At 65.7% G+C, this 12410-nt stretch carries 9 protein-coding genes and 1 pseudogene; 4 read left to right on the top strand and 6 right to left on the bottom strand.

Annotation, left to right across the window (positions count from 1 at the left end):
- The first annotated feature begins 529 nt into the window (after positions 1–529).
- On the top strand, positions 530–3043 hold the full coding sequence (gene bamA, locus IC66_RS0123610) for an outer membrane protein assembly factor BamA (RefSeq protein WP_038949251.1): 2514 nt from the start codon (positions 530–532) through the stop codon (positions 3041–3043).
- Between the two features lie 58 nt (positions 3044–3101).
- Here bamA and IC66_RS0123605 read toward each other — a convergent pair whose 3' ends face one another.
- The 6 genes from IC66_RS0123605 to IC66_RS0123580 form a co-directional block, all read right to left on the bottom strand.
- Positions 3102–4334: a Zn-dependent hydrolase gene (locus IC66_RS0123605; protein ID WP_028142740.1), complete on the bottom strand. Its 1233-nt coding sequence runs from the start codon at positions 4332–4334 to the stop codon at positions 3102–3104.
- On the bottom strand, positions 4327–5112 hold the full coding sequence (locus tag IC66_RS0123600) for an ABC transporter ATP-binding protein (protein ID WP_028142739.1): 786 nt from the start codon (positions 5110–5112) through the stop codon (positions 4327–4329). Before IC66_RS0123600 ends, IC66_RS0123605 begins: the two co-directional genes overlap by 8 nt.
- Positions 5109–5882, bottom strand: a complete 774-nt coding sequence (locus IC66_RS0123595) for an ABC transporter permease (protein WP_028142738.1) — start codon at positions 5880–5882, stop codon at positions 5109–5111. Before IC66_RS0123595 ends, IC66_RS0123600 begins: the two co-directional genes overlap by 4 nt.
- Before the next feature lie 73 nt (positions 5883–5955).
- Positions 5956–6900, bottom strand: coding sequence for an ABC transporter substrate-binding protein (locus IC66_RS0123590; RefSeq protein WP_038949250.1), 945 nt, complete (start codon positions 6898–6900; stop codon positions 5956–5958).
- Positions 6901–7005: 105 nt separating this feature from the next.
- A complete protein-coding gene (hutC, locus tag IC66_RS0123585; RefSeq protein WP_028142736.1) occupies positions 7006–7734 on the bottom strand; it encodes a histidine utilization repressor in 729 nt (242 codons plus the stop codon).
- Positions 7731–9089: a formimidoylglutamate deiminase gene (locus tag IC66_RS0123580; protein ID WP_038949249.1), complete on the bottom strand. Its 1359-nt coding sequence runs from the start codon at positions 9087–9089 to the stop codon at positions 7731–7733. Before IC66_RS0123580 ends, hutC begins: the two co-directional genes overlap by 4 nt.
- Positions 9090–9173: 84 nt before the next feature.
- On the opposite strand from IC66_RS0123580, the gene hutI reads away from it, so the two are divergent.
- From hutI to IC66_RS0123565, 3 genes and pseudogenes are all read left to right on the top strand, one after another.
- On the top strand, positions 9174–10388 hold the full coding sequence (gene hutI, locus IC66_RS0123575; protein ID WP_038949248.1) for an imidazolonepropionase: 1215 nt from the start codon (positions 9174–9176) through the stop codon (positions 10386–10388).
- Positions 10385–11944 (top strand): histidine ammonia-lyase, encoded by a 1560-nt coding sequence (gene hutH / locus IC66_RS0123570; RefSeq protein WP_038949247.1) that lies wholly within the window; start codon positions 10385–10387, stop codon positions 11942–11944. The genes hutI and hutH overlap by 4 nt, the downstream gene beginning before the upstream one ends.
- Before the next feature lie 12 nt (positions 11945–11956).
- Positions 11957–12410 (top strand): annotated as a pseudogene (locus IC66_RS0123565) (urocanate hydratase); the annotation flags it as partial.

Below are 12410 nucleotides of genomic sequence, written 5' to 3'. Positions count from 1 at the left end.
GTTGAAGCAAAGCTCGGGCGAAATCCGCCGCGAGGCCGCGAAGGTGTGTTTGCGAGCTGAGCTGCGTGCCACAAACTCGATATCGTAGGGTGGGCAAAGCGCAGCGTGCCCACCATCCTCGCACCGCAATTGAATTGGTGGGCACGGCGCTGTGCGCCTTTGCCCACCCTACGACACTGCACGCTGGGATGTGCATTGGAGCATCGCAATGACGGTGGAGAGACCGGGCGCCGCACTCCGCTCTCGTGCCCCGGCTCTGCAGCGCAGCGCTCCCGGCGATGCGAAGCATCGTCCGGTGCGGTGCGCTGCAGAGCCGGGGCCCATCTCGCCGCGTCTCGCCGTGTTGCCCTGGGTCCCGGCGCTGCGCCGCAACGCTGCGCGTTGCAGCTTGTCCGGGACATGAACGCCGCGGCGCGACCGGCCGCCCGCACGAAATTCAACGCGTAGAAACAATGCGGAAATCTCAAAGCCACACCGCGGCCACAGAGCTCCCGTCTTCAGGGCATGTGAAGTGCTGCTGAGGTGTGGAATGCCGTTTTTGCGGACCTGGCTGATCGCCGTGGCGATGAGTGCTGTATCGATTGCGAGTTCGCTTCCGCTTGCACTGCTGCCGCAGCCGGCGGCCGCGCAGGCGGCGGAGACGATCGTCGTCGAAGGCAATCGCCGGGTGGAGGCCGAGACGGTCCGCTCCTACTTCAGGCCGGGCCCCGGCGGGCGTCTCGATCAATCCGCCATCGACGACGGGCTCAAGGCGCTCATCACGACGGGCCTGTTTCAGGATGTGAAGATCAGCCAGGCGGGCGGCCGCATCGTGGTGTCGGTGGTGGAGAATGCCGTGATCGGCCGCATCGCCTTCGAGGGCAACAAGAAGATCAAGGACGAGCAGCTCTCGGCGGAAATCCAGTCCAAGCCGCGCGGGACGTTCTCGCGCGCGCTGGTGCAATCCGACACCCTGCGCATTGCCGAAATCTACCGGCGCTCCGGCCGCTACGACGTCCGCGTTACCCCTGAAATCATCGAGCTGCCGAACAACCGTGTCGATCTCGTCTTCACGGTCGAGGAGGGCGCCAAGACCTCGGTGAAGTCGGTCGAGTTCGTCGGCAACAGCGCCTTCTCGGCCTCCCGCCTGCGCGACGTCATCAAGACGCGCGAGAGCAATTTGCTCAGCTTCCTCGGCAGCAACGACATCTACGACCCCGATCGCGTCGAGGCCGACCGCGACCTGATTCGCCGCTTCTACCTCAAGAACGGATTCGCCGACGTCCAGGTCGTGGCCGCGCTCACCGAATACGATCCGGATAAGAAGGGCTTTCTGGTCACCTTCAAGATCGAGGAAGGTGCCCAATATCGCATCGGCTCCGTCGATTTCCGCTCCGGCATTCCCAATTTCGACGCGGGCTCGCTCCGCAGCTATTCGCGCGTCAGTGCCGGCTCGCTCTACAACGTCGAATTGGTCGAGAAGTCGACCGAAGAGATGCAGATCGAGGCCTCGCGCCGCGGCTATGCCTTTGCCGTGGTTCGGCCCGGCGGCGACCGCAATTTCGAGGCGCACACCGTCTCCGTCGTGTTCAACGTCGACGAAGGCCCGCGGAGCTATATCGAGCGCATCAACCTGCGCGGCAACACCCGCACGCGCGATTACGTGATCCGCCGCGAATTCGATCTCTCCGAGGGCGATGCCTACAACCGCGCGCTGGTCGACCGCGCCGAGCGGCGGCTGAAGAACCTCGACTACTTCAAGAGCGTCAAGATCGTCACCGAGCCCGGCTCCTCCAGCGACCGCGTGGTCCTGATCGTCGACATGGAGGAGAAATCGACCGGCGACTTCTCGATCTCGGGCGGCTACTCCACCACCGACGGAGCACTCGCCGAAGTCTCGATCTCCGAGCGCAACCTGCTCGGCCGCGGTCTCTACGGCAAGGCCTCGGTCAGCTATGGCCAGTATTCACGCGGCATATCGCTGTCCTTCGTCGAGCCCTATCTGCTCGACTACCGGATGGCGCTGGGGTTCGACACATATTGGAAGCAGCAGAAGTCGAACAGCTATACGAGCTACGGCGTGACCACGCTCGGCTTCTCCCCGCGCATTGGCCTTGCATTGCGGGAGGACCTTTCGCTCCAGCTCCGCTATTCGCTCTATCAGCAGAGCATCTCGCTCGCCAGCGCCTACAACAACTGCAACAACAACGCGTCCAACGCTTCGCTCGCCTACAACCCGACGCCGTCCTACATCCAGAACGTCCTGGGCGGCGTCGACCCGACCAATTCCACGAGCTCGGGGGTCTATGGCTACGGCTGCTACGGCGATGGCGAGTCGAGCCTGCCGGTCCGGAAAGAACTGGCGAACGGAGCGACCTGGACCTCGGCGCTCGGCTACACGTTGAGTTACAACACACTCGACAACACCAAGAACCCGACGGACGGATTGCTGGTCGACTTCCGACAGGATTTCGCCGGGGTCGGCGGCGACGTCACCTATTTGAAGACCGCGCTGGACGCCAAATACTACACGCCGCTCGTCTCCGAGATCGTCAGCGTGATCCATCTCCAGGGCGGCCTCCTCGGCAAGCTCGGCGATCAGGACCTGCGCATGCTGGATCACTTCCAGATGGGCCCGAGCCTGGTGCGCGGCTTCGCTTCGAACGGTATCGGTCCACGCGACATCACCTATTGGAGCCTCGGCGCCAGTGGCGATGCGCTCGGTGGCACAAAATATTGGGGCGCGTCCGCGGAATTGCAGATGCCGTTCTGGTTCCTGCCGAAGGAGGTCGGCCTGAAGGGCGCGGTCTATGCCGACGCCGGATCGCTCTGGGGCTATCAGGGGCCGACCTCGTGGTCGGCCACGGGCGAAGTCAACACCAAGGCGTGCCCGACCTGCGGATTGCAATATGACGACGGCAACACGGTGCGGTCGTCGGTCGGCGTCGGCCTGATCTGGGCCTCCCCGTTCGGGCCGCTGCGCTTCGACTACGCCGTGCCGATCACGAAGGGCAAATATGACGTCGTCCAGGAGTTCAGGTTCGGAGGAGGGACGTCGTTCTAGAGCATGATCCGGAAAAGTGTGGCGCGGTTTTCCGAAAGATCATGCCCAAAAAAGGGCGTCAGCCCGCAAGAATCCGCCGGCAGGCTTCGACGTACACCTCCGCGCCGGTGACGATATCGGCGTCGGCGGTGTCTTCAGTCCAGTGATGGCTGATGCCGCCGATCGAAGGCACGAACAGCATGGCGGCGGGCATGACGGTTGCCAGCATCTGCGCGTCGTGGCCGGCGCCGCTGGGCATGCGAATGGATCGTCCACCGGCCAGCGCCTTGCTCGCGGCGTCGATTGCGTCCTGAAAGCTGGGATTCATCATGGCAGGCGCACCGGTGCGAATCTTCTCGACGGTCACGGTGCAGGGACCGTTCGCGCTGGCCTCGTCCGCCATTGTTCGCAGCAACTGCTCCAGCCGGGCAATGACGGCCGGATCGTCATCGCGGATCTGGAACAGCATCTCCGCTCCACCCGGAATGATGCTCGGCGCGCCGGGATCGAGCGTGATGCGCCCGGTGGTCCAGACCGTGCGCGGACCGCAGGTGTCAGGAAAACGCTGGTCGATCGCGACGCAGAATTTGGCCAGCGCCAGCCCGGCATCCTTGCGCACGGCCATGCGCGTGGTCCCGGCGTGATTCTGTTCACCGGTGAAATTGATACGGTATTGCCAGATGCCGACGATGGAGGTGACGACGCCGATCGCGAGCTTGCCGCTTTCGAGCGTGTCGCCCTGTTCGATATGGGCCTCGAGATATCCGACGTGGCGGCCCGGCTCGACGCCGAGGCGCTCGCGACCGGAGAGCCCGATCTCGGCGAGGGCATCGCGCATGGTGCGGCCGCTGGTGCGGTCGCGCGCGGCGTCGATCTCGGCTTCAGTCACCTGGCCGACATAGGAACGCGAGCCGAGGAAGCTGCCGAAATGCCCTTCCTCGTCGCACCAGGCGACGACTTCGACGGCGCCTTTGACGGTCGGATCGGCATTGAGCACGCGCGCCGCCTCGAGCGCATAGACGACGCCGAGCGGGCCATCGAGCCAGCCGGCGTAGTTCTGGCTCTCCAGATGCGAGCCAGCCAGCAGTTTCGGCCCGGACTTGGCGCTGGTGCCGAACACATTGCCGATGCCGTCGATCGCAGCGGTAAGACCGGCGCCGGGCAGCTTCTGAACCAGCCAATCCAGCGACTCCTTATGCGGCTCGGAGAAGGTCGGCTTGTGCACGCCGGTCTTGTAGGTGCCGATGGCACGGAGTGCGTTGAGGTCGGCGAGGACGCGCTGGCCATCGGCGCGCGGCTTGGTGTCAGGCATGCTCAGTAACCTTCAGCGCCTCGGTGCGGATCTCCTCGACCAGCCGTTCCTTGAGCTGGACGAATTCCGGCGTGGTCTTGATCTTGTAGGAGCGCGGATGGGGCAGGTCCACTGTGATCTCGGCCTTGATACGGCCGGGGCGCGCGCTCATGACGATGACGCGGCTGCCGAGGAAGATGGCTTCCTCGATGTCGTGGGTCACGAACAACACGGTCTTCTGGTCGCGCTCCCAGATCCCGAGCAGCATCTCCTGCATCAATGCGCGGGTCTGGTTATCCAGCGCGCCGAAGGGCTCGTCGAGCAGCAGGATCTTGGGATCGTTGGCAAGCGCGCGGGCAATCGCCGTGCGCTGCTGCATGCCGCCGGAGAGTTGCTTGGGCCAGTGATTCTCGAAGCCGGACAATCCGACCTGGCGGATGAAGGCGTCGGCGATCCTGTAGCGTTCGTCCTGCGACACGCCGCGCTCGCGCAGGCCGAAGGCGATGTTCTCGCGCACGGTGAGCCAGGGAAACAGCGTGTAGGATTGGAACACCATGCCCCGATCCGCGCCGGGGCCGGTGACCTCGCGCCCGTCGAGCGTGACGCGGCCGCTGGTCGGACGGTCGAGGCCCGCGACGATGCGCAGCAGCGTGGACTTGCCGCAGCCGGAAGGGCCGAGGATGGTGACGAAATCGTTGTTGCCGATGACGAGATCGGTCGGCTCCAGCGCCCTGGTCGGCGCGTTGCCGTGGCGCGCGGGGAAGGTGCGCGAGACCTGTTCGACCTTGAGGATCGTCATGCGAGCCTCCACGGAAACAGCCAGGCGTTGAACGCCTTGAACATGAAGTCCGAGAGCAGGCCGATCAGCCCGATCACGATGATGCCGAAGATGATCTGTCCGGTGTTGAGCAGCGCCTGGCTGTCGGTGATCATGTGACCGATGCCGGAGGACGAGCCGATCAGCTCGGCGACGATGACATAGGTCCAGGCCCAGCCGAGCACCAGCCGCAGGATCTCTGCGATCTCGGGTGCGGAGGAGGGCAGCAGCACGCGGCGGATGATGCCGCGGTCGCGGGCCCCCAACGTATAGGCCGCCTCGACCAGATCGCGCCGCGTTGCGCCGACGGTCACGGCGACCATCAGGATGACCTGGAATACCGAGCCGATGAAGATGACGAGGAGCTTCTGCAGTTCGCCGATGCCGGCCCACAGGATCAGAAGCGGAATAAACGCGGAGGCGGGCAGATAGCGCGCGAAGGAGACGAACGGTTCGAGGAAGGCTTCGACCGGCTTGTAGGCGCCCATGAGAACGCCGAGCGGCACTGCGATGATCGCTGCGAGCGCAAAGCCGCCGACGACGCGCCAGATCGTCATGCCGATGTCGAACACAAACCCCTGCTTGGCCAAGAGGTCATAGCCTTCCTGCACCATGGTCAGCGGGTTGGCGAGAAAGGTCTTCGACACATAGCCGCCGAAGGTCGCCCACGACCAGAGGGCGACGAACACCACGAAGAACGCAAGGCCGTAGGCCACGCGCTGCTTCGATGTAACAGGGTCCAGGGGACGCATCAAACTGTCTATCCGGGCGATGAAGAGAAATGCCGGCCCCGCCGCAAGACGGGACCGGCAGCGCTAGAAGAAGTTACTTGATGAAGCCGGCGTCGAAGAGATCCTCGACCTTTGGTGCGGCCTTGATGATGCCGATCTCGAGCAGCAGCTCGGCAGCCTCCTTGTTGAAGGTCAGGAAGTCGCCGGCGAAGAACTTCTGGTTCGCGGCCTTGTCCTGCCAGCGCAGATATTTCGCCGAGTTGCCGAATTGCTCGCCGCTCTGCTTCACGTCGGCGCCCATGATCTCGTAGGCCTTGGCCTGGTCCTTGGCGATCATGTCGAGCGCCTCGAAATAGCTGTCGGCGAGCGCCTTGGCGGCCTTGGGATTCTCCGTCAGGAATTTCGGCGTGCAGCCGAAGGTGTCCATGACCATCGGATAGTCCAGCGTGGTGGCGATGATCTTGCCCTTGTCGGGCGCGGCGCGCACGGTCGAGAGGTAAGGCTCATAGGTCATCGCCGCATCGTTCTGGCCGGAGACGAAGGCCTGCGCGGCGGCGGCCGGCTCGAGGTTGACGACGGTGACGTCCTTCACGGTGAGGCCGTTCTTCTTGAGCATCCAGGCCAGCGCGAAATAAGGCGAGGTGCCGGGCGCGGAGGCGGCGACGGCCTTGCCCTTCAGGTCCTTGATCGCGGCGACGTCGTTGCGCACGGCCATGCCGTCGGCGCCAAAGCTCTTGTCGAGCTGGAAGATCTGCTTGGTCGCAACGCCGTTGGCGTTCCAGGAGATCCAGGTCTCGACCGTGGTCGCCGCACACTGGATGTCGCCGGACGCGATCGCGAGGTGGCGGTCCTTCTGCGGAATTTTCTTGATGGTGACGTCGAGACCGTTCTTCTTGAAGATGCCAGCCTCCTTCGCCAGCGTCAGCGGCGCGAAGCCGGTCCACCCGGAGATGCCGATTCCGACCTTGACGTCGTCGGCGAGCACGGGAGTGGAGGCCGAAATAGCAATGATTGTCGCAAATATCGTCGAACTACGCATGATTGTCGTCCTCTTGCCGATCGATGGATTGACGTCCTGTTGATCATTGTCGGTCCAGATGGACCGTTGCCCGAAGCGTTGCACGATTTGTGCCGACATATCCTCTCAGCCTCCCTTGAATCGCGCGACAAGGCGGTGAGAGTCACCGGGATAGAGCAGGCGCACGGCAGTGATGGTGCGTGCGCTGCGCCAGGTGTAGCGGTCGATCACGAGGCAGGGCGCGCCGACGGCGATCGCGAGCGCATCCGCCGTGCGATCGTCGGCGACGATGGCGCTGATGGTGTGCTCGGCCTCCGTCCACGGGACATGGTGAAGCAGCCACGACCCCGGCGGTTCGCGTGCGAAATCCGCGGTTGCGGCCTCCGGCACCGAGGACAGATCAATCAGCCTGTCCTCGACCGCAAAAGGCACTTTGTCGGCGCTGTGCCGGCAGGTAATCGCGACCACCTTGCCGGCCTTTTTCACGCCGAGACGGTCACGGTCGGCGGCAGTCGCAGCCCGCAGCTTGCGACCGATCAACTCGTAGCCGTAGCCGCGCCCCAGTGCGGTGATCTCGGCGCGGATGTCGGCGATCTTGAGCACGGCCGACTGATGCTGCGGCCGGCGCACGAAAGAGCCGGCCCGCCGCCGCCGCTCGATCAAATCGGCCTGCGCGAGCTCCGACAACGCCTTGTTGACGGTCATGCGCGAGCAGCCGTAACGGGCCACCAGCTCATGCTCGAACGGAATGCGATGCCCCGGCGGCCATTCGCCGGTCAGGATGCGCGTCTCGATGTCGGCGCGGATGCGCTTATAGAGCGTCGGCTTGTCGGCGGCATCGGTCGCAAGGCTCATGCGAGGAGCCTCCGCACCGTCGCGTTGAAGCGTTCGCGCGCCCCCTGACGCAATTTGTGCCGGCCGCCTTCGACGACCTTGTGGCCGCCGGCCCAGACGCAATCGATCGCGCCACTGCTCGCGGCAAAGATCCAGCCGTCGATGGCTGCGTCGCCGGCGCGCCCCGATAGCGAAGGATGCGCCGTGTCGAGCGTGACGATGTCGGCCCGCGCGCCCGCGGCGAGGCCGACTGTCGGCTGTGCCAGCGCTTGCGCGCCGCCCGCAAGAGCATGGTCGAATAATGTGCGACCGGTGGAACGGCCCGCGCCGCTGGAGAGCACGTTGCGCTCGCGATGCTTCAGCCGCTGGCCATATTCGAGCTGGCGCAATTCGTCGGCGACCCCGACCAGGACGTTGGAATCAGTGCCCACGCCGAACGCACCGCCGGCGCCGAGAAATTCGCGCGCCGGGAAGGTGCCATCGCCGAGACTCGCTTCGGTGACAGGGCAGAGGCCCGCCACCGCCCCGGTCTTCGCGAACGCGGCGACTTCCTCGTCCGTCGTGTGAGTCGCGTGGATAAGGCACCAGCGCCGGTCGAGGGGCGCGTGCTCCAGCAGCCATTGCACCGGGCGCCGTCCCGACCAGGCAAGGCAGTCCTCGACTTCCTTCACCTGCTCTGCGGCGTGGATATGCACCGGCCCGCCGTCGGCAAGCGGAATGATCGCCGCAAGCTCGTGTGGCGTCACCGCGCGCAGGCTGTGCGGCGCGATGCCGATATTGGCGTCGGGCAATGCGCTGATCGCCTTGCGCGACGCAGCCATCAATGCCGCGAACTGATCGACCGAGCAGATGAAGCGGCGTTGGCCGTCATGAGGCGCTGCGCCGCCGAAGGAGCCGTGCGCATAGAAACTCGGCAGCAGCGTCAGGGCAATGCCGGAGGCTTCGGCTGCCTGCGCGATGCGCGCGGCCGTCTCGGCGGGATCGGCATAGTGCGAGCCGTCGCGATCGTGGTGCAGATAATGGAATTCGCCGACGCGGGTAAATCCCTGTTCGAGCATCTCGACATAGAGGAGAGTCGCAACGGCGGCGACGTCATCGGGCGTCATTGCGAGGGCGAAGCGATACATCGTCTCGCGCCAGGTCCAGAACGTGTCGGTGGAATTGCCGCGCAGCTCAGCAAGGCCCGCCATGCCGCGCTGGAACGCGTGACTGTGCAGGCTCGCAAGTCCCGGAAGCGCGATGGCGTGGCGCTCGTCGCCGGCGGCCGGCTGCACACCCGCGGACACCGCCGCGATCGCGCCGGCGGTGATCACCACCTGCACGTCATTGGCCCAGCCCGAGGGCAGGAGCGCGGAGGCGAAATGCAGTCGGGTCATGATTACACGCCGGCTGGACAGAACGGTCCCACGATTATATGTCTAGACATATAAGTCAAGCATCCCACGCGAAGGGACCGTTGCATGGCAGAGCGCTTCGACCGGATCTGGCACAATGCCCGGCTTGCCACGATGCGGGCCGACCGGCCCGATCTCGGCGAGATCGGGCGGGGCCTGATCGCCGCGCGCGGCGGACGTATCGTCTATGCCGGTGCGCAGGCCGATTTTCCGGCGGATGCCGATGCGGCGGAACGGACCGATTGCGAGGGACGCTGGATCACGCCCGGCCTCGTCGACTGCCACACCCATCTCGTCTATGGCGGCAACCGCGCGCACGAGTTCGAGCTGCGCCTGAAGGGCGCGAGCTACGAGGAGATCGCGCGCGCCGGCGGCGGCATCGTCTCCACGGTGGCGGCGACCCGCAAGGCGAGCGAGGCCGATCTCGTCGCGAGTGCGTTGCCGCGGCTCGATGCGCTGATCGGCGAGGGCGCAACCACGGTCGAGGTCAAGTCTGGCTACGGCCTCGACACCGAGACCGAGATGCGACAGCTCGCGGCCGCGCGCAGCATCAGTCGCCAGCGGCCGGTTGCGATCCGCACCTCCTTCCTCGGGGCGCATGCCCTGCCGGTGGAGGCGGAGGTTGACAAGGATCGCTATATCGATCTCGTCTGCAAGGAGATGCTGCCAGCCGTTGCGAAGGCCGGTCTTGCCGACGCCGTCGATGCCTTCATGGAGGGCATCGCGTTCTCGGCGGAGCAGACTGCGCGGGTGTTCGAGACGGCGAGGGAGCTGGGGCTGCCGGTCAAGCTTCATGCCGACCAGCTGTCGAACCTCGGCGGTGCTGCGCTCGCTGCAAGATTCTCGGCGCTGTCGGCCGATCATCTCGAGCATACCGACGAAGCCGGCGCCGCCGCGATGGCGAAGGCCGGCACGGTGGCGGTGCTGCTGCCCGGCGCATTCTACTTCATCCGCGAGACGCAGAAGCCGCCGGTCGAGGCGTTCCGCAGCCACGGCGTTTCCATGGCGCTCGCGACCGATTGCAATCCCGGCAGCTCACCGCTGACCTCGCTCCTGCTCACGATGAACATGGGCGCGACCCTGTTCCGGATGACGGTCGCCGAATGCCTCGCCGGAATCACCCGCGAGGGCGCGCGGGCGCTGGGCGTGCTCGATGAAACCGGCACGCTGGAAGCCGGGAAATGGTGCGACCTCGCGATCTGGGACATCGAGCGTCCAGCCGAGCTTGTTTATCGCATCGGCTTCAATCCGCTGCATCGCCGGGTGTGGAGGGGCCAGTGACGGAGCAGGGCACCGCGATCGTCGTCAAGCCGGGAGCGGTCAGCCTCGACGATCTCGCGCGCGTGCTGGAAGGCGCTTCCGTCGTGCTCGATCCGTCGTTCTGGCCACGCGTCGAGGCGGCAGCCGAAATCGTTGCAAGGGCCGCGCAAGCCGACGCTCCCGTCTATGGCATCAACACCGGCTTCGGGAAGCTCGCCTCGAAGCGCATTCCGCCCGATCAGACCGCGCTGCTCCAGCGCAATCTGATCGTGTCGCATTGCTGCGGCGTCGGGCCAGCCACGCCCGAGCCGATCGTGCGGCTGATGATGGCGTTGAAGATCGTCTCGCTCGGGCGCGGCGCTTCCGGCGTGCGCCGCGCGGTAATCGAGCAGTTGCAGGCCATGCTAGCGCGGGGCGTCACGCCGCTGGTGCCGCAGCAGGGCTCGGTCGGCGCCTCCGGCGATCTTGCGCCGCTCGCGCACATGACGGCGGTGATGATCGGTGAGGGGCAGGCGATCGTCGACGGGAAAACCGTGTCCGGCGGTGAAGCGCTCGCCGCGGCCGGCCTCGCGCCGCTGACGCTCGGCCCCAAGGAGGGGCTCGCGCTGATCAACGGCACGCAATTCTCGACCGCCTACGCTATTGCCGGCGTGCTGCGCGCCTTCGGTCTGGCTCGCGCTGCGCTCGTCACCGGCGCATTGTCGGTCGATGCGGCGATGGCCTCGACGGCGCCGTTCCGTCCCGAAATCCAGGCGCTGCGCGGTCATGCCGGGCAGATCGCCGCGGCCGCAACGTTGATGGCGCTGCTGGATGGCAGCGACATTCGTCTGTCGCATCTCGAAGGCGACGAGCGCGTGCAGGACCCATATTGCCTGCGCTGCCAGCCGCAGGTTGCAGGCGCCGCACTCGACCTGATCACGCAGGCCGCGCGCACATTGATTGTCGAAGCCAACGCCGTCACCGACAATCCGCTGGTGCTGGTCGAAACCGGCGAGATCGTTTCCGGCGGCAATTTTCACGCCGAGCCTGTGGCCTTTGCCGCCGACGCGCTCGCGCTGGCGCTGTCGGAAATCGGCGCGATCAGCGAGCGGCGCATTGCGACGCTGGTCGATCCCGCCCTGAATTTCGGCCTGCCGCCATTCCTCACCCCAGATCCCGGCATCAATTCCGGCTTCATGATCGCCGAGGTGACGGCCGCCGCGCTCTATGCTGAGAACAAGCAGCGCGCGGCAGCCTGCTCGATCGATTCGACGCCGACCAGCGCCAACCAGGAGGACCATGTCTCGATGGCCGCACACGCCGCGCGCCGCCTGTGCGACATGGCCGACAATCTCGCCGCCATCCTCGGCATCGAGCTCCTGGTTGCCGCCCAAGGCATCACGCTGCGCGCGCCGCATGCGACCAGCGCGCCGCTCGTTGCCGTCATCGCCGCATTGCGCGAGCAGGTGCCGGCGCTCGGTGCGGACCGCTACATGGCCGGCGATCTCGCCAGGGCCGCTGCACTGATCGAGGCCGATGCGCTGCCGAGCGTGGCGCTCACCATGCTTCCAACTGACCCATTTCCGCGACTTGCCTAAAGAGGTGCCCGCATGAACCGCCGACTGGACAATGACCGCACCATCCGTGCGCCCCGCGGCAGCGACATCAGCGCCAAGAGCTGGCTGACGGAAGCGCCGCTGCGCATGCTCATGAACAACCTCGATCCTGATGTCGCGGAGCGCCCGAGCGAGCTCGTGGTCTATGGCGGCATCGGCCGCGCCGCGCGCGACTGGGAGAGCTTTGACCGGATCGTTGCGGCCTTACGCAAGCTCGAAGCCGACCAGACGCTGCTGGTCCAGTCCGGCAAGCCGGTCGGCGTGTTCCGCACCCATGCCGATGCGCCGCGCGTGCTGATCGCGAACTCCAACATCGTGCCGCATTGGGCAACGCTCGACCATTTCAACGAGCTCGATCGCCAGGGCCTGATGATGTACGGCCAGATGACCGCGGGGTCCTGGATCTATATCGGCAGCCAGGGCATCGTGCAGGGCACCTACGAGACCT

The organism is Bradyrhizobium genomosp. III (genome assembly GCF_000261705.1).
GTDB classification, from domain to species: Bacteria; Pseudomonadota; Alphaproteobacteria; order Rhizobiales; family Xanthobacteraceae; genus Bradyrhizobium; species Bradyrhizobium ottawaense.
The sequence above is the reverse complement of the archived record's forward strand: the minus strand, read 5'-3'. Positions and strand labels throughout refer to the sequence as shown.